The following is a 17,611-nucleotide window of genomic DNA, read 5'->3' on the forward strand; positions in this document are numbered from 1 at the left end:
AAGAAGCGTGCCCCGTGCGATGCGGCGGAAACCGTCTCGCACGGGGCCGTGCCCCGACTCCCTGTCAGCTGGACGCGGCACACCGTGTCACGCGGGGGTGCCGGAGTCCTTTCTGAGGCGGAACCAGTAGAAGCCGTGGCCCGCGAGGGTCAGCAGATAGGGCCACTCCCCGATCGCGGGGAACCGCACCCCGCCGATCAGCTCCACCGGCCTGCGTCCGCTGAACGCCTTCAGATCCAGCTCCGTGGGCTGCGCGAAGCGCGAGAAGTTGTGCACGCAGAGCACCAGGTCGTCGCCGTCGCCCCGCTCCGAGGGCGCCTCGCGCAGGAAGGCGAGCACCGCCGGGTTGGACGAGGGCAGCTCGGTGTACGAGCCGAGCCCGAAGGCCGGGTTCTGCTTGCGGATCTCGATCATCCGGCGCGTCCAGTGCAGCAGCGAGGACGGCGACGCCATCGCCGCCTCCACATTGGTGACCTGGTACCCGTAGACCGGGTCCATGATCGTCGGCAGATAGAGCCGGCCGGGGTCGCTGGAGGAGAAGCCCGCGTTCCGGTCGGGGGTCCACTGCATCGGGGTGCGTACGCCGTCCCGGTCGCCCAGCCAGATGTTGTCGCCCATCCCGATCTCGTCCCCGTAATAGAGGATCGGGGAGCCGGGCAGGGACAGCAGCAGCGCCGTGAACAGCTCGATCTGGTTGCGGTCGTTGTCCAGGAGAGGGGCGAGGCGGCGCCGGATGCCGATGTTGGCGCGCATCCGCGGATCCTTGGCGTACTCCGCGTACATGTAGTCGCGCTCTTCGTCCGTGACCATTTCGAGGGTCAGCTCGTCATGGTTGCGCAGGAAGATGCCCCACTGGCAGCCGGTCGGGATCTCCGGGGTCTTCGCCAGGATCTCGGAGACGGGGTAGCGGGACTCGCGGCGTACGGCCATGAAGATCCGTGGCATCACCGGGAAGTGGAACGCCATATGGCATTCGTCGCCGCCCTTCTGGAAGTCGCCGAAGTAGTCGACGACGTCCTCCGGCCACTGGTTGGCCTCGGCGAGCAGCACCGTGTCGGGATAGTGTGCGTCGATCTCCGCGCGGACCCGCTTGAGGAAGCCGTGGGTGGCGGGGAGGTTCTCGCAGTTGGTGTTCTCCCGCTGGTACAGATAGGGGACGGCGTCCAGCCGGAAGCCGTCGATGCCCAGGTCCAGCCAGAAGCGCAGCGCGGAGATGATCTCCTCCTGCACCTTCGGGTTCTCGTAGTTGAGATCCGGCTGGTGGGAGAAGAACCGGTGCCAGTAGTACTGCTTGCGCACCGGGTCGAAGGTCCAGTTGGACGACTCCGTGTCGACGAAGATGATCCGGGCGTCCTGGTACTGCTTGTCGTCGTCGGCCCAGACGTAGTAGTCGCCGTACGGGCCGTCGGGGTCCTTGCGGGACTCCTGGAACCAGTCGTGCTGATCGCTCGTGTGGTTCATGACGAAGTCGATGACCACACGCATGCCGCGCTGGTGCGTGGCGTCGACGAACTCCACGAAGTCGGCGAGGTCGCCGAACTCCGGGAGCACCGCCGTGTAGTCCGATACGTCGTAACCACCGTCGCGCAGAGGCGACTTGAAGAACGGCGGCAGCCAGAGGCAGTCGACGCCGAGCCACTGGAGATAGTCCAGCTTGGCGGTGATTCCCTTGAGGTCGCCGATGCCGTCTCCGTTGCTGTCCTGGAACGAACGCACCAGGACCTCGTAGAAGACGGCTCGTTTGAACCAGTCGGGATGACGGTCCTGGGCCGGGGTGTCCTCGAACGTGTCGTGGACGGGCTCATTGACGATCATGATGTGGGTGACCCTCCGATCGGCGGGGACGGTCGCAGCGCCACGATGTGCGCGGGCGTGACGCCCGGCTCCAGACGCACATAGGTGGAACTGCCCCAGTGATAGGTCTCGCCGGTGAGCTCGTCGCGCACCGGGGCGGTCTCGTGCCGTTGGAGGCCGAGCCGCTCCATGTCCAACGAGACCGTCGCCTCCTGGGTGTGGTGAGGGTCGAGGTTGACGACCACCAGAACGATGTCCGTGCCCGACCTCTTGCTGTACGCGAGAACCGCGTCGTTGTCGGTGTGGTGGAAGTGGATGTCGCGCAGCTGACGCAGGGCGGGATGGCGCCGTCTGATCCGGTTCAACGTGGTGATCAGGGGGGCGATCGTACGGCCCTCGCGCTCGGCCGCTTCCCAGTCCCTGGGCCTCAGCTGGTACTTCTCCGAGTCAAGGTACTCCTCGCCGCCGGGCTCGGCGGGGGTGTTCTCGCAGAGTTCATATCCCGCGTACACACCCCAGGACGGGGACATGGTCGCGGCGAGCACGGCACGCGTCTCGAAGGCGGGCCGGCCGCCTTCCTGGAGGTAGGAGTGAAGGATGTCGGGGGTGTTCACAAAGAAGTTGGGCCGCATGTACGCGGCGGACTCCCCGGACAGCTCCGTCAGGTACTCCGTCAGCTCCCGCTTGGTGGTGCGCCACGTGAAGTACGTATACGACTGCTGGAAGCCGACCGCGCCGAGCGTGCGCATCATCGCGGGCCGGGTGAACGCCTCGGCCAGGAAGATCACGTCGGGGTCCGTGCGGTTGATCGCCCCGATGACCTTCTCCCAGAAGAGCACCGGCTTGGTGTGCGGATTGTCGACGCGGAAGATCCGTACGCCGTGGGACATCCAGTACTTCAGGACGCGGGTGGTCTCCCGGACCAGCCCGCGCAGATCGCTGTCGAAGGCGATCGGATAGATGTCCTGGTACTTCTTGGGCGGGTTCTCCGCGTACGCGATCGAGCCGTCGGGCCGGTGGTGGAACCATTCGGGGTGCTTGGTGACCCAGGGGTGGTCCGGGGAGCACTGGAGCGCGAAGTCGAGCGCGACCTCCATCCGCAGGGTGCGGGCCCGCTCCACGAAGTGGTCGAAGTCCTCGATCGTGCCGAGGTCGGGGTGGATCGCGTCGTGGCCGCCCTCGGCCGAGCCGATCGCCCACGGCACACCGACATCCTCGGCGGTGGGGTCGAGGCTGTTGTTGGCACCCTTGCGGTGGGTGGTGCCGATGGGGTGGACCGGTGGCAGATAGACGACGTCGAAGCCCATCGCGGCCACCGCGGGCAGCCGCTCGGCGGCCGTCCGGAAGGTGCCGCTGACCGGCGGCTCGCCCTTCTTGACGATGGCCCCCTCGGAGCGCGGGAACAGCTCGTACCAGGAGCCGTACAGCGCGCGCTCGCGCTCCACCAGCAGTGGGAGCGGGCGCGAGGCGCTGACCAGGTCGCGCAGCGGATGGCGGGCGAGCGCGGCGACGGCCTCGGGGGCGAGCGCGGCGGCCAGCCGGTCGGCGGCGTGGCGCGCGGTGTCGCGCAGGGCGTCCACGACGGCGAGCACGGCCTCCCGGCCGTCGCGCTTGGGCACCCCGGCGGCGGCGCGTTCATGGAGCGCCGCCCCTTCTTCGAGGACCAGGTCGGTGTCGATGCCCGCCGGGATCTTGATCCCGGCGGCGTGGCGCCAGGTGGCGACCGGATCGCTCCACGCCTCGACGAAGTAGGTCCAGCGGCCTTCCCCGGTGGGGGTGACCTCGGCGCCCCAGCGGTCGGTGCCGGGGGCCAGTTCGGCCATCGGCGTCCAGGGGCCGGCCCGGCCCCCCGGATCCATGAGTACGGCGTTGGCGGCGACCGCGTCATGCCCCTCGCGGAAGACGGTCGCGGTGACCTGGAAGGACTCACCGCTCACCGCCTTCACAGGGCGTCTGCCAGCGTCGACGAGCGGAGATACGTCCAGGACGGGAATGCGACCGATCAGCGGTTTCACTGGATCACCTGAGGGCTGTGCGGGCGGGACAGGCAGGGCAGGTGGAACGGGTTCGGTGGGGGATCTGTGGATATCTGGTGGTTTACCGGGTTTGGCAGCTCTTTGTAACTGCTCGATGGACGACTGGGAGGCTGCGAGCATGGCCGCTCCTGTCCGCGTTCACTCGAATAGCGCTGGAATCGTGTGGAGACGCGCTCGTGTGCGGTAAGTACGTGCCGGGCCGGGCCGTGCGTACCGCAGGAGCCTTCCCACTCCGTTCGGGTGGGCAATCCGACGTTCTGTTAACTACCGGGGCGTACGGAGAACCACTCCCCGGGTGCGGACACGTACCGCAACACATACGCAGTCACTACGACAGGGCGCGGAACCACGCGTCGACGCACGGACGAGTGCGGGTGAGTGCGCGTGTGCGCCGTGTTCGCGGAGCGCGCTGTGGGGCTACCGTCGAACGGACGCCGGGACACACGGCGTGGTGTTGGTCCCTCCGACTCGTATGCCCCCTGCGAAGGTGGAACACGTGAAGGCAATCCGTCGGTTCACCGTCCGCCCCGTCCTGCCCGAACCCCTCCGACCACTCGGCGACCTCGCCCGCAATCTGCGCTGGTCCTGGCATACCGAGACCCGTGAACTCTTCGAAGCCGTCGACCCCGCGGGCTGGCGGGGATCGGGCGCCGACCCCGTACGGCTGCTCGGCGCCGTCCCCGCCGCGCGCCTCGCCGAACTGGCCGGGGACCGCCCCTTCCTCGACCGGCTGGCCGGGGCCGCCGCCGACCTCGACACCTATCTGCGCGGCGACCGCTGGTACCAGCGGCACGACGCGCGGGAACGCGACGGCGGGGGCGCCCGGCTGCCCGCCGCCATCGGCTACTTCTCGCCGGAGTTCGGGGTCACCGCCGCCCTGCCGCAGTACTCCGGCGGCCTCGGCATCCTCGCCGGCGACCACCTCAAGGCCGCCAGCGACCTCGGCGTACCGCTCATCGGCGTCGGGCTGCTCTACCGCCACGGCTACTTCCGCCAGTCCCTGTCGCGCGACGGCTGGCAGCAGGAGCAGTACCCCGTACTCGACCCCGACGAGCTGCCGCTGACCCCGCTGCGCGAAGCCGACGGCACCACCGCCCAGGTCGTCCTCGCCCTGCCCGGCCACCGCTCGCTGCGCGCCCGCGTCTGGCAGGCCCGGGTGGGACGCGTCCCACTGCTGCTGCTCGACTCCGACGTCGAGGAGAACGGACCGGGCGAGCGCGAGGTCACCGACCGGCTCTACGGCGGCGGCAGCGAGCACCGGCTCCTCCAGGAGATGCTGCTCGGCATCGGCGGGGTCCGGGCCGTCCGTACGTACTGCCGGCTCACCGGACACCCCGCGCCCGAGGTCTTCCACACCAACGAGGGCCACGCCGGCTTCCTGGGGCTGGAGCGCATCCGCGAACGGGTCGCGGGCGACGGCGAGAGCGAGGGGCTCGGCTTCGAGGCCGCGCTCGAAGCGGTCCGCGCCGGTACGGTCTTCACCACCCACACCCCCGTCCCCGCCGGGATCGACCGCTTCGACCGCGACCTGGTCGCCCGCCACTTCGGCGACGACGGCGAACTGCCCGGAGTCGCCGCCGAACGTGTCCTCGGCCTCGGCCTGGAGAGCTACCCCGGCGGCGAACCGCACCTCTTCAACATGGCCGTGATGGGGCTGCGCCTGGCCCAGCGCGCCAACGGCGTCTCCACCCTGCACGGCGCCGTCAGCCGCGGGATGTTCGCCGGACTCTGGCCGGGATTCGACCCCGAGGAGGTGCCCATCACCTCCATCACCAACGGGGTGCACGCCCCGACCTGGACCGCGCCCGAGGTCACCCGGCTCGGCCCGGTCGAGGAGACCCCCGACGCCGCCCTCTGGGACGTCCGCCGCACCCTGCGCGAACAGCTCGTCACCGAGGTACGCACCCGGCTCCACGCGTCCTGGCGGCTGCGCGGCGCCGAGGCCGCCGAACTGGGCTGGATCGACGGCGTCCTCGACCCGGACGTCCTCACCATCGGCTTCGCCCGGCGCGTCCCCTCGTACAAGCGCCTCACCCTGATGCTCCGCGACCGCGGGCGGCTGACGAATCTGCTGCTCCACCCCGAGCGGCCGGTCCAGATCGTCGTCGCGGGCAAGGCGCACCCGGCCGACGACGGCGGGAAACGGCTGGTGCGGGAGCTGGTGCGGTTCGCCGACGACCCCCGGGTGCGCCACCGCATCGTCTTCCTGCCCGACTACGGGATGGGCATGGCGCAGAAGCTCTACCCGGGCTGCGACGTCTGGCTGAACAACCCCCTGCGCCCGCTGGAGGCGTGCGGCACCAGCGGGATGAAGGCCGCGCTCAACGGCTGTCTCAACCTGTCGGTGCTGGACGGCTGGTGGGACGAGTGGTTCGAGCCGGACTTCGGCTGGGCCATCCCGACGGCCGACGGCTCCGCCGCCGACGAGGACCGCCGCGACGAGCTGGAGGCGGGCGCCCTCTACGAACTGCTCGAAGACCGCGTCGCGCCCCGGTTCTACGAGCGGGGGGAGAACAGCGCGCTGCCCGACCGCTGGATCGGGATGGTCCGCCGCACGCTGACCGCGCTGGGGCCGAAGGTCCTCGCGGACCGGATGGTGCGCGCGTACGTGGAGCGGCTGTACGCACCCGCCGCGGGCGCCCACCGCGCGCTCGACGCGGACACGGCGACGGAGCTGGCCGGCTGGAAGTACCGTACGCGCACCCGGTGGCCGTATGTCTCCGTCGACCATGTCGAGGCGGTCGCCGTGAGCGGCGCGGGCGGCAGCGCCGAGCTGGGGTCCACCCTCTCGCTGCGGGTGCGCGTCGCCCTCGGCGAACTCCGCCCGGACGAGGTGGAGGTCCAGGCCGTCGCGGGCCGGGTCGGCGCCGACGACGCGATCGCCGACGCCCGGACCTGCCCGCTCAAACCCACCGGCGGCCCCGACCTGGAGGGCCGCTGGGTGTACGAGGGCCCGCTCGCCCTGGACCGCACCGGACCGTACGGCTACACGGTCCGGGTCCTGCCCGCCCATCCGCTGCTGGCGACCGGCGCGGAGCTGGGGCTGGTGGCGCTGCCCACGGAGGCCACGGGGGAGGGCGCGGGGGTGCTGATGCGCTGAGCACGCGCGGGTGGCCACCACCGGGGAACGCGGTGGTGGTCCGCGTGGTGGTCCGCGTGCGGGTCCGTGTGCTGGGTGTCCGCGTGCGGGTCCGTGTGCCGGGCGTCCGTACGCTGGGTGTCCGCGTGCGGGTCCGTGTGCTGGTCCGCGTACGGCTCCGTGTGCTGGGTGTCCGTACGCTGGGTGTCCGTGCGCTGGGCCTCCGCGTGCCGGGCCGCGCGGCGGGCGTCGGCGGTTCTGCGCGCGTCGACGGCCCGGCGGGTCTCCTCGGCGGTCGGATCGGCGTTGATCGCCGCCCCGGCGAGTACGCCGCCGGCGGCGGAGGCCATCACCTGGCCGGTGAGATCGGTGACATTGCCCGCCACCCACACCCCGGGGACCTCCGTCGCCCCGGTCGGGCCGGCGGGGACCCGGCCGCCGATGACCTGCCCGGACCGCGCCTGGTCGACGGTTTCGAGGCCCAGCCCTTCGAGGAACCCGGCGCGGGTGGTGAAGCGCGGGGTGACCACCAGCGCCTCGCCGGGGACGCCCCGGCCGTCCGCCAGGACCACACAGGTCAGCCGGTCGTCCGTCACCTGGAGCCCCGTCACTTCACCGCTCACCACCGCGATATGGCGGGCCATCGGCTGCTCGTGCTGCTCGTGCTGCTCGGCGTACGGCTCGGGTCCGGTGTACGGGAAGAGGGTCACCTCGTCGCTCAGCCCCGCGGCCCCACCGCCGATGACCACGACATCATGGCGTTCCCCGATGTGTTTCTGTTCGTTCGCTCATGGCGTGTACCTCCTGCCGGAGATACTCCGCCCGCGCCGGGACAGCCGGCAAAGTTCCTTGCCGGTCCGGCAAAACCGCTGGGGTCACCTGCCGTCCGGTTCCGTCCGGCTCGGCAGGCGACCGTACGTCCGTGTTGGCGCCGCACAGCACCACACACCCGCTCGTCCGCGCCGCCGACCCCCGCGCATGACACGGAGCCGCCCGGAGTGTGGGAACACACTCCGGGCGGCCGGTGTCACTTGTGTATCCGTGTACGGATCAGGGGTTCGTACGGATCACGTCTCGTACATCACGTCTCGTACGGATCATGTCTCGTACGGAATTCAGAAGGTGAGCTTGAAGCTGTTGAGCCGGCCGGTGTCCGCCGAGGCGACATCCTGGACCTTCAACTGCCAGGTCCCGTTGGCGGTTTCGGCGGAGGTGTTCACGTAGTACGTCTCGATGACGTTGTCCACCGAGTCGCCACCGCTGGAGTCCTTCAGCCGGTACGAGGTGCCGCTCGGTCCGACCAGGTCGATGACCAGGTCGCCGCGGTAGCTGTGGGTGATGTTGACATCCACCTGGAGGGCGTCGGGCGCGTTGCCCGTGACACCCGTGACCGCGAGCGAGGAGGTGACCGCCGGGCCGTTGTCCGGGATGGCGACGACCGTGGTCGACTCGAAGGCCTGACCGGTGCCACCGCCACCGCCGCCACCGCCGCGGGTGCCCACGTTGATGGCGGCCCAGGCGTTGGCCACGGCGGTGTACTCGTCGCTGGTCGCGCCGTACAGGTCGGCGGTGACCGCGAGGGTGCCGGACCGGGCGGCCACGTAGTTCGTCGTCGAGGTGAACTTCGTGGTCAGCGCCTTGAACCAGATCTGCTCGGCCTTCTCGCGGCCGATGCCGGTCACCGGAAGCCCGTCGAAGGTCGGGGAGTTGTACGAGACGCCGTTGATGGTCTTGGCGCCGCTGCCCTCGGAGATCAGGTAGAACCAGTGGTTCGCCGGGCCCGAGGAGTAGTGGACATCCACACTGCCGAGGGACGAGGACCAGTAGTCACGGGACGAGCCGTCCTTGCTCGGCTGGTCCATGTAGCGCAGCGGGGTGCCGTTGCCATTGATGTTTATCTTCTCGCCGACCAGGTAGTCGCCCGGGTCGTCGGGGTTGTTGGCGGAGAACTCGACGGCGGCGGCGAAGATGTCGGAGGTGGCCTCGTTGAGACCGCCGGACTCACCGCTGTAGTTCAGCTTGGCGGTGACCGAGGTGAGCCCGTGGGTCATCTCGTGCGCGGCCACGTCGATCGAGGTCAGCGGGCGGGTGTTGCCCGAGCCGTCGCCGTACGTCATGCAGAAGCAGGAGTCCTGCCAGAAGGCGTTGACGTACGCGTTGCCGTAGTGGACGCGGGAGTACGCGCCGACCCCGTCACCGCGGATCCCGGTGCGGCCGTGCACGTTCTTGTAGTAGTCCCAGGTGAGCCCGGCCCCGTAGGCGGCGTCGGCGCCCGCGGTCTCCAGGTTGGCCGGCAGGCCGTTGCCGAAGGTGTTGGTGGTGTTGGAGAAGAGCGTGCCGGTGCCCGAGGTGCCGCGGTTCAGGTTGTACGTACGGTGGTTGCCGCGTCCGCCGTCGGTGAGGTTGTACGACGTCCCCGACTGGGTGGAGCCCAGGGTGACCTGGCCGCTGTACTGGGTGTTGCCCACCCCGTTGTGGACGGCCTGCCACTCGTACAGCTTCTTGCCGTCGGCCGCGTCGGTGACGACGTGCAGCTCGTTCGGCGTGCCGTCGTGCTGGAGGCCGCCGACGACGGTCTCGTACGCGAGGACCGGGGTGCCCGAGGCCATCCACACGACCTTGCGCGCGCTGTCGGCCCCGGTCTTCTTCGAGCCCTCCGCGGCGGCGGCGCTCAGCGCCTGCCGCTCGGCGGTGGCCGGCGCGACCTTCGCCGTGGTGGCGACGTTCTTCAGCTCGGCCCGGGAGGCCTTGCTGACCGTCTGCGTGGTGCCCGCCTTCGACGTGGCGACGACCAGGTCCCCGCCGAGGACGGGGAGCCCCTGATAGGTGCGCTCGTACCGGGTGTGCGTGGTGCCGTCCACGTCCTGGACGACATCGCGTACGACGAGCTTCTCCTGTGCGCCGAGGCCGAGGTCCTCGGCGGTCTCCGCCTTGGTGGCGTCGGCCTCGCGCAGCAGCGCGGCGCGCTGGGCGGGGGAGAGCGCCTTCGGCAGCGCGCCGGGGTCGGCCTTCCCCGCGACCGGCGCGGCGGGCGCGCTGCCCGGCTGCGCGGTGGCGGGCTGTACGGCGACGGCGAGCAGGGCGGCGGCGGCGATCAGGGCACCGGTCGCGCTGGCGCGACGGCTGGGCGTGGGTCTCACACGGACTCCTTCTGCTGAGGGGGCGGACGACTCGGTGAGCGGCTCGAACGAGGCAACGCGGAGCTGGGTGGTGCGGAGAACGGGGGAAGAGTGGCAGCAGGGAGGGGTTCCTGTCAGGACCGCGTCAAAATATTGGCCGGAAATGGTTCGCTGCCCGAAATTGCGTGTTCATTAAGCGAACGTTTCACGGGCCGCCATGGCGGTGCCGTACCGGCTTCGCCGCGACCCGAATTCGCTGAGTACGCGGGTCTTCGGGGGCAACAGTCCTTCTGTGGAGCACCAGTTGAGAAGCGAGGCAATCCAACCTCCTCTTCGCTCGCGGCTGTTGGCGCGTTCCGACTCCCTGGTACGCCCCCTGTCCGCGTACCCCTCGCAGCGCTTAGGGTGCGGGGGGCGAGTGGACCCCTCATGGACCCAGGAGGGCGCAGTGTCGGTACTGAAGGGCAGAACGGCCGTTGTCACCGGAGGCTCACGGGGGATCGGCCGGGCGATCGTGGAGCGCCTCGCCCGGGACGGCGCGCGGGTGGTGTTCAACTACGCGCGGAGTACGGAAGCGGCGGACGACGTCGTCCGTACGGTCGAGGAGGCGGGCGGCACCGCCCGGGCCATCCGGCTCGACCTGGCGGAACCGGGGGCGGCGGAGCGGCTGATGGAGGACGCCGAGGAACACTTCGGGGAGCTGGGCATCCTGGTCAACAACGCCACACTGAACTTCAGCGCGGTCCCGCTCGCCGAGACCAGCGAGGAACGGTTCGACGAGATCATGACCGTCAGCGCCAAGTCGGTCTTCCTGACCACGCGTTACGCCGCCCGGCACATGCGCGAGGGCGGCAGCATCGTCAATATCTCCAGCCTCAACACCGTCCGCCCGACAGCGGGCATTGTGCCCTACGCGGCCAGCAAGGGGGTGATCGAGCAGCTGACGGCCGTGGTGGCGCACGAGTTGGGCCCGCGCGGCATCACCGTCAACACGGTGTCCCCCGGAGCGACGGACACGGAACTGCTCCGGGCGGCCAACTCGCCCGAGGTGCTGGAGATGGTCGTCGGCCTGACCCCGCTGCGCCGGCTCGGCCGGCCGTCCGACGTGGCCGATGTGGTGGGCTTCCTGGTCGGCCCGGACGGCCGCTGGGTCACCGGCCAGAACATCCGGGCGACGGGCGGCCTGGGCTGACGGACCGCCGCGTCTAACGGACCGCCGCCACCTCGACGGTCGCGGGAACCGTCTCCGTACGGTCATCGCGCGACCAGCGGCCCGCGATGACCGCGCACACCATCAGCTGGATCTGGTGATAGAGCATCAGGGGGAGGATCACCGGCCCGGCCGAGGCGCCGAACAGCACCGCCGCCATGGGCAGCCCCGTGGCCAGGCTCTTGTTCGAGCCGCAGAAGACGATGGCGATACGGTCCTGTCGGCCGAACCCGAGCCGCCGCGCGGCGAACGAGGTCACCCCGAGCACCACCGCGAGCAGCGCCCCGCACAGACACACCAGCGCGGCCAGCCGTACCGGGGTGACCTGCTGCCAGATGCCCTCAGACACGCCCCTGCTGAACGCCGTATAGACGACCAGCAGGATCGCCCCCCGGTCCAGCAGCCCGATCGCCCGCTTGTGCCGCCCGACGAAGCCCGCGACCCACCGCCGCAGCAACTGCCCCGCCAGGAACGGCAGGAGCAGCTCCACGGCGACGGCCATCGCTCCCCGCGCCGAGAACTGCGCCGTGGAGCCGATCAGCCACGCGGCGAGCAGCGGGGTGGCGGCCATCCCGAACAGGCTGGAGTACGTGCCCGCGCAGATGGCCGCCGGGACATTGCCCCGGGCGGTGGAGGTCAGCGCGATCGACGACTGGACGGTGGAGGGGACGACACAGAGAAAGAGCAGCCCGGTGCAGAGCCCCTCGGTGAGCGCGAACGGGACGAGCCCGCTCGCGGCCAGCCCCAGCAGCGGAAAGAGGGCGAACGTGCTCGCCCCCACCACCAGATGGAGCTTCCACTGCCGCAGACCGTCCACCGCCTGGCGGGTGGAGAGCCGGGCGCCGTACAGGAAGAAGAGCAGACCGATGGCGAGATCGGCGGCGCCGCCGATGGCCTCGGCCGCCCGCCCGCTCGCGGGCAGCAGGGCCGCGAGCACGACGGTGGCGAGGAGGGCGGCGACGTAGGGGTCGACCGCCCTCCTCAGCCGGTCCGGCCAGGATCGGGGTGGTGGCGTCACGTCATTCACCGTTCTCGCCCTGCCACGGGGGGTGGCCGATCAGCGGAATCCAGCTCCCGGCGGGCTCCGGGGCCGCAGTGGGAGCAGGAGCGGGCGCGGGCGCCGTCGAAGGCACAGGCACAGGCACAGGCGCGGGTGCGGGCGCGGGTGCGGGTGCGGGCGCGGAAGCGGGTGCGGGTGCGGGTGCGAGCGCCGTGCCCGAGCCGTCCCCCGCCTGTACGTCGATGGCGCCGCCGCCCCCGTCGTGGTCGCTGCCCGCCGTGCCCTTGGCGCGGAACAGCATGTTGAGCGTGCGGTCGATCTCCAGCCAGGAGTCCGCGTAGGAGTTGTCGATCACCAGCAGACCGACGTTCCGTCCGGAGATGAGCGCCGCGGGCTGGGCGGGCGGACGGTCCTGGGCGCCCACCGGCGAGTCCCACTCGTCGGCCTGGGCGACGGCGCCGCCCCCGCCACCGCAGAGAATTCCCGCGGTGGCGGCGATGGCCATGCCCGCCGTGGACGCCCGCAGCGAGCGGGGCCCGCTGGGCGAATTCCGGTGCCGGCCGGTGCCGGCCCGAAAGGGGTTCGTCGACATGGAACAACGCCCGCCGTCAGACGGAGACCGAAATCGAACGCCGGTCGCGCTGGTGGTGTCTGCTGATGTTCTTCTCCAGCAGTTCCGTGGAACCCTTCACCCCGATGGAACCGGTTTCCCGGGTGTCCGGAAGGCGCCCGTCCGACATTTTCAGATCGATCAGCGCGCCGTCGATCGCACCGTGCGCGGCAAAAAGGCAGGGGGTGCTGTAGATGGCGACATCGACCCCCAGCTCGGTGAGTTCCGTGAGGGAGAGCCTCGGTGACTTTCCGCCCGCGATCTGGTTGAACAGCAGGGGCTTGTCACCGACCACCGCGCGGATTCTGCGGATCCACTCCACGCTCCGCACCCCGTCGACCAGGATCACATCCGCGTCGGTCTCCGCCAGCGCCTGCGCCCGACGGATGATCTCCGCCTCCTCCGTGGCGTCCGTACGGGCCACCACCAGCAGATCGTCCCGGCTGCTGAGCACCAGGTCGAGCTTCTCCAGATACTCCTCCAGCGGCAGGATCACCTTCCCGTCCGCGTGCCCGCACCGGCGGGGGCGCTTCTGGTCCTCCAGGATCACCCCGGAGGCGCCGATCCGCTCCAGCCGCTGGACGACATGGCACGCGACCTCGGGGTCGACATAGCCGTCGTCGATGTCCACGAGCATGTGGTGCTCGGGGAAGGCCAGCCGCAGCCGCTCGGCGAAGGCGACCATGTCGGGCCAGGCGATGTAGCCGATGTCGGGAAGTCCGTAATGGGAAGCGGCGAATCCGAATCCGGAGACAAAGAATCCGTTGTAGTGCTGGGCCGCGATGGAGGCCGAGTACATGTCGTAAATCCCGATGAGTGGCGTTGTGCGAGGCGATTCGACCGCTTCGCGCAAGGCGGTGCCGTAGCGCATGGCTCTCCCTCAATTCATGGTGATGACGGGGAAGAGATTCTCAGAGAACCAAGGACGCGTAATGCGACACACCGGATCTTTTCTCGATCTAGTAAAATTCGTGTATAGATGCGCTACTTGCGCAATTAATTAACCGAAATGAATGAATGTGGAATGCGGCGTACGCCGGGAGCGCGCGAGCCGCTGTCAGGCCAGACTGTCCCGCCACGCGCGGTGCAAACCCGCGAAGCGGCCCGTACCGGCGATCAGCTCGGCCGGGGCGCCGTCCTCGACGATCCGGCCGTGCTCCATCACCAGGACCCGGTCCGCGATCTCGACGGTGGAGAGCCGGTGGGCGATCACCACCGCCGTACGGCCGCGCAGGACCGTGTCCATCGCGCGCTGCACGGCGCGCTCGCCGGGGACGTCCAGCGAGCTGGTGGCCTCGTCGAGGATCAGGATGGCCGGATCGGCCAGCAACGCGCGGGCGAAGGCGACCAGTTGCCGCTGGCCCGCCGAGATGCGACCGCCCCGTTTGCGTACGTCCGTGTCGTACCCCTCGGGCAGACCGCTGATGAAGTCGTGCGCGCCGATGGCCTTGGCCGCGCGCTCGATATCGGTACGGGAGGCGTCGGGGCGGCCGATGGCGATGTTCTCCGCGACTGTCCCGGAGAACAGGAACGCCTCCTGCGTCACCATCACCACACCGCGCCGCAGCTCGGGGGTGTCCAGCTCGCGCAGGTCGACCCCGTCGAGCAGGACCCGCCCCGCCGACGGGTCGTAGAACCGGGCCAGCAGCTTGGCCAGCGTGGACTTGCCCGCCCCCGTCGAGCCGACCACGGCGACCGTCTGCCCGGCCGGTATCCGCAGGTCGAAGCGGGGGAGCACCTCACCGCCCGTACGGTACGAGAAACTCGCGCCCTCGAAGTGGGCCTCGCGGCCGGGGAGTTCGCCGGAGCGCGCGGGCAGCGGCCGGGGCTCCGCAGGCTCCGGTACGGACGGCGTCTGGGCCAGCAGACCGGCGATCTTCTTCAGCGAGGCCACCGCCGACTGGTACGAGTTGAGGAACATCCCCATCCGGTCGATCGGCTCGTACAGCCGCCGCAGATACAGCGCCGCCGCGGCCAGCACCCCGAGCGCCAGCGTGCCGTCCGCCACCCGGTAGGCGCCCCAGAGCACCATGGCGGCGATGGCCGCGTTGGCGACCAGCCGGGAGCCGGCCACATAGCGGGCCATCTCCAGCAGCGCGTCGCCGTTGGTGCGCTCGTGCCGGGCGTTGAGCGTGTGGAACTCCGCGTCATTGGCCCGCTCGCGCCGGAACGCCCGCACCGGCCTGATGCCGTTCATCGTCTCCGCGAACTTCACGATGACGGCGGCGATGGCCGTGGACCGCCGGCCGAAGACCGTGGCCGCCCGCCGCTGGTAGAGCCGTACCAGCAGATACAGCGGGACGAACGAGAGCACCGCGAGACCACCGATCCCGGTGTCCAGATAGAGCAGCATCCCCCCGATGCAGACGAACGCCAGCACCACGCCGATCAGCTCCTGGAGCCCCTCGCCCAGCAGCTCGCGCAGGGACTCCACATCGGTGGTCGACCGGGAGATCAGCCGCCCCGAGGTGTACCGCTCGTGGAAGTCCACGCTCAGCGCCTGGGCATGGCGGAAGATCCGGCCGCGCAGGTCGAGCAGGACGTCCTGGCTGATCCGGGCGGCGGCCCGGACGAAGACGTACTGGAAGACGCCGGAGCCCACCGCGCAGAGCAGATACCCCGCGCCGATCGCGTACAGCGGCCCGGTGTCACCGTCCCGGAAGGCGGGCACGCCGCGGTCGATGGCGTACGCCACGAACAGCGGCCCGGCCTGGGCCGCCGCCTGCTGGAGCAGCAGGAGCAGCGCGGTCACCGCCAGCCGTACGCGCATGGCCCCGAGCAGCGACCGCAGCAGGGTCCCGGTCGCGCCCGGGGGAGCGGGCAGGTCGTCCCGGGTGAACGGGTCCCCGGCGGCGGATCCGGCCGGGGGCGCCGCCCCGGATATCTCCTCGCGCGCCGCCCCGGGCGTCTCCTCGGGGGTCTTCCCGGTGGTGGTGGTCGATGTCGTCATCGCTTGCTCGCCCCGTTCCCCTCAGCGGCCCCGGACATCAGCCACGCGTACTCCTCGTTGCTCCGCAGCAGCTCCTGATGCGTGCCCACCGCCGCGATACGGCCCCGCGACAGCAGCGCCACCCGGTCGGCGAGCAGCACGGTCGACGGGCGGTGCGCCACCACCAGCGCGGTCGTCTCCCGGAGGACCTGCCGCAGCGCCGCCTCCACCAGCGCTTCCGTATGCACGTCCAGCGCCGACAGCGGATCGTCCAGTACCAGGAAGCGCGGCCGTCCGACCACCGCCCTGGCGAGCGCGAGCCGCTGGCGCTGGCCGCCGGAGAGGCTGTGCCCCTGCTCGCCGACCTCGGTCCCGGTCCCCTCGGGCAGCTCCCCGACGAACCCCGCCTGGGCCACGTCCAGCGCCCGCCGCAGCGCGTCCTCGTCGGCGTCCGCCGCGCCCATCAGCACGTTCTCCCCGATGCTCGTGGAGAACAGCGTCGGCTCCTCGAAGGCCACCGACACCAGCTCGCGCAGGCGCCGCCGCTCCATCAGGGCGATGTCCTCGCCGTCCAGCGTGATCCGCCCCGAGGTCACCTCGTGCAGCCGGGGCACCAGCGCGGTCAGTGTGGTCTTGCCCGACCCGGTGGCACCGACCAGGGCCATGGTCTCGCCCGGCCCGATGTGCAGATCGATCCCCGCCAGTACGGGTACGGAGCCCCCGGCGCCGCTGTCCGCACCGGTCCCCGGATCCGCCGGGTAGCGGAACGAGACGCCCTCGAAGCGCAGCCCGTCCGGTCTCCGGGGCCCGGCGGGGACCGTCTCCCGCGCGGTCTCCGTCTCCCGCGGCACGTCCATCACCTCGAAGAACCGCTCCGTCGCCGTCGCGGTCTCCTGACTGATCGCCAGCAGGAACCCGATCGACTCCACCGGCCACCGCAGCGTCAGCGCCGTCGACAGGAACGCGACCAGCGTGCCCGCCGAGAGCCCGCCGTCCGCGACCTGGATCGTGCCCAGCACCAGCGCCACGCCGATGGCCAGCTCCGGAACGGCCGTGATCAGCGCCCAGATGCCCGCCAGCAGCCGCGCCTTGCGCAGCTCCGTGCCGCGCAGCCGCTCGGTCATCGCCCGGAAGGCGAGGGACTGGCTGCGGTGCCGGCCGAACCCCTTGATGATCCGGATACCGAGCACACCCTCCTCGACCACCGTCGTCAGATCACCGACCTGGTCCTGGGCCTGCCGCGCCACCAGGGAGTACTTCGTCTCGAAGAGCGAACAGAAGATCACCAGCGGCACGACCGGCAGCAGCAGCACCAGCCCCAGCGACCAGTCCTGGATCAGCAGGATGACGAAGCCGACCAGGATCGTCACCGAGTTGACCAGCAGGAAGGTCAGCGGGAACGCCAGGAACAGCCGCACCAGCATCAGATCCGTCGTCCCGCGCGACAGCAGCTGCCCCGAGGGCCACCGGTCGTGGAAGGCGATCGGCAGCCGTTGCAGATGTCGGTAGAGACCGGCCCGCATCGCCGCCTCCACCGAGGCCAGCGGCCGGGCCACCAGCCAGCGCCGCACCCCGAACAGCACCGCCTCCGCCACCCCGAGCACCAGCAGGACCAGCGCCCCCAGCCAGACACCGCCCGGGTCCCGGTCGGTGACCGGCCCGTCCACCACCCACTTCAGGACAAGCGGCATCACCAGACCGAGGCAGGACGCCACGATCGCGACGACCGCCGCCGTGAGGAGACGCGCGCGCACCGGTCGTACGTACGGCCACAGCCTCAGCAGTGAACGTACGGCCGACCGGTCCTTGGCAACTGCATGTGTTTCTGGCATCG

General features: G+C 70.6%; 11 protein-coding genes. 2 read left to right on the forward strand and 9 right to left on the reverse strand.

What is annotated here, in order from left to right; genetic code table 11:
- Positions 1–87: 87 nt before the first annotated feature.
- Both treS and ACIP8W_RS00645 read right to left on the reverse strand, forming a co-directional pair.
- Positions 88–1,815 carry a maltose alpha-D-glucosyltransferase gene (gene treS, locus ACIP8W_RS00640; protein WP_401946294.1) on the reverse strand — a complete coding sequence of 576 codons (1,728 nt, stop codon included), beginning with the start codon at positions 1,813–1,815 and terminating at the stop codon, positions 88–90.
- Positions 1,812–3,800, reverse strand: a complete 1,989-nt coding sequence (locus ACIP8W_RS00645) for an alpha-1,4-glucan--maltose-1-phosphate maltosyltransferase (RefSeq protein ID WP_401947383.1) — start codon at positions 3,798–3,800, stop codon at positions 1,812–1,814. The genes treS and ACIP8W_RS00645 overlap by 4 nt, the downstream gene beginning before the upstream one ends.
- A 526-nt stretch (positions 3,801–4,326) precedes the next feature.
- Between ACIP8W_RS00645 and glgP the strand changes: the two genes are divergently transcribed.
- Entirely contained in the window at positions 4,327–6,930 is a 2,604-nt protein-coding gene (gene glgP / locus ACIP8W_RS00650) for an alpha-glucan family phosphorylase (RefSeq protein WP_402201494.1), read from the forward strand.
- Here glgP and ACIP8W_RS00655 read toward each other — a convergent pair.
- Positions 6,816–7,658 (reverse strand): hypothetical protein, encoded by an 843-nt coding sequence (locus ACIP8W_RS00655; protein WP_402201496.1) that lies wholly within the window; start codon positions 7,656–7,658, stop codon positions 6,816–6,818. The genes glgP and ACIP8W_RS00655 overlap by 115 nt on opposite strands.
- Positions 7,659–8,024: 366 nt before the next feature.
- Complete coding sequence (locus ACIP8W_RS00660) at positions 8,025–10,049, reverse strand: M4 family metallopeptidase (protein WP_401946287.1); 2,025 nt, start codon at positions 10,047–10,049, stop codon at positions 8,025–8,027.
- 427 nt (positions 10,050–10,476) lie between these two features.
- On the opposite strand from ACIP8W_RS00660, the gene ACIP8W_RS00665 reads away from it, so the two are divergent.
- Complete coding sequence (locus ACIP8W_RS00665; RefSeq protein ID WP_401946285.1) at positions 10,477–11,220, forward strand: SDR family NAD(P)-dependent oxidoreductase; 744 nt, start codon at positions 10,477–10,479, stop codon at positions 11,218–11,220.
- A 13-nt stretch (positions 11,221–11,233) separates the two neighbouring features.
- Here the strand turns inward: ACIP8W_RS00665 and ACIP8W_RS00670 are convergent, their stop codons facing one another.
- The 5 genes from ACIP8W_RS00670 to ACIP8W_RS00690 all read right to left on the reverse strand — a co-directional run bounded on the left by ACIP8W_RS00670 (position 11,234) and on the right by ACIP8W_RS00690 (position 17,609).
- Positions 11,234–12,256: a bile acid:sodium symporter family protein gene (locus ACIP8W_RS00670; protein WP_401946282.1), complete on the reverse strand. Its 1,023-nt coding sequence runs from the start codon at positions 12,254–12,256 to the stop codon at positions 11,234–11,236.
- Position 12,257: 1 nt separating this feature from the next.
- Entirely contained in the window at positions 12,258–12,830 is a 573-nt protein-coding gene (locus ACIP8W_RS00675; protein WP_402201498.1) for a hypothetical protein, read from the reverse strand.
- Positions 12,831–12,846: 16 nt separating this feature from the next.
- On the reverse strand, positions 12,847–13,719 hold the full coding sequence (locus ACIP8W_RS00680; protein WP_401946277.1) for an oxaloacetate decarboxylase: 873 nt from the start codon (positions 13,717–13,719) through the stop codon (positions 12,847–12,849).
- Between the two features lie 186 nt (positions 13,720–13,905).
- A complete protein-coding gene (locus ACIP8W_RS00685; RefSeq protein ID WP_402201500.1) occupies positions 13,906–15,798 on the reverse strand; it encodes an ABC transporter ATP-binding protein in 1,893 nt (630 codons plus the stop codon).
- Positions 15,795–17,609, reverse strand: a complete 1,815-nt coding sequence (locus ACIP8W_RS00690) for an ABC transporter ATP-binding protein (protein ID WP_401946273.1) — start codon at positions 17,607–17,609, stop codon at positions 15,795–15,797. Before ACIP8W_RS00690 ends, ACIP8W_RS00685 begins: the two co-directional genes overlap by 4 nt.
- Positions 17,610–17,611 lie beyond the last annotated feature (2 nt).

The organism is Streptomyces sp. NPDC088554 (assembly GCF_044752945.1).
Classification (GTDB): domain Bacteria; phylum Actinomycetota; class Actinomycetes; order Streptomycetales; family Streptomycetaceae; genus Streptomyces.

What these genes read in the sequence shown, in the direction of transcription:
- ACIP8W_RS00690 (WP_401946273.1), bottom strand. Translation starts at nt 17,609, where the DNA reads ATGCCAGAAACACATGCAGTTGCCAAGGACCGGTCGGCCGTACGTTCA.
- ACIP8W_RS00680 (WP_401946277.1), bottom strand. Translation starts at nt 13,719, where the DNA reads ATGCGCTACGGCACCGCCTTGCGCGAAGCGGTCGAATCGCCTCGCACA.
- ACIP8W_RS00685 (WP_402201500.1), bottom strand. Translation starts at nt 15,798, where the DNA reads ATGACGACATCGACCACCACCACCGGGAAGACCCCCGAGGAGACGCCC.
- ACIP8W_RS00675 (WP_402201498.1), bottom strand. Translation starts at nt 12,830, where the DNA reads ATGTCGACGAACCCCTTTCGGGCCGGCACCGGCCGGCACCGGAATTCG.
- treS (WP_401946294.1), bottom strand. Translation starts at nt 1,815, where the DNA reads ATGATCGTCAATGAGCCCGTCCACGACACGTTCGAGGACACCCCGGCC.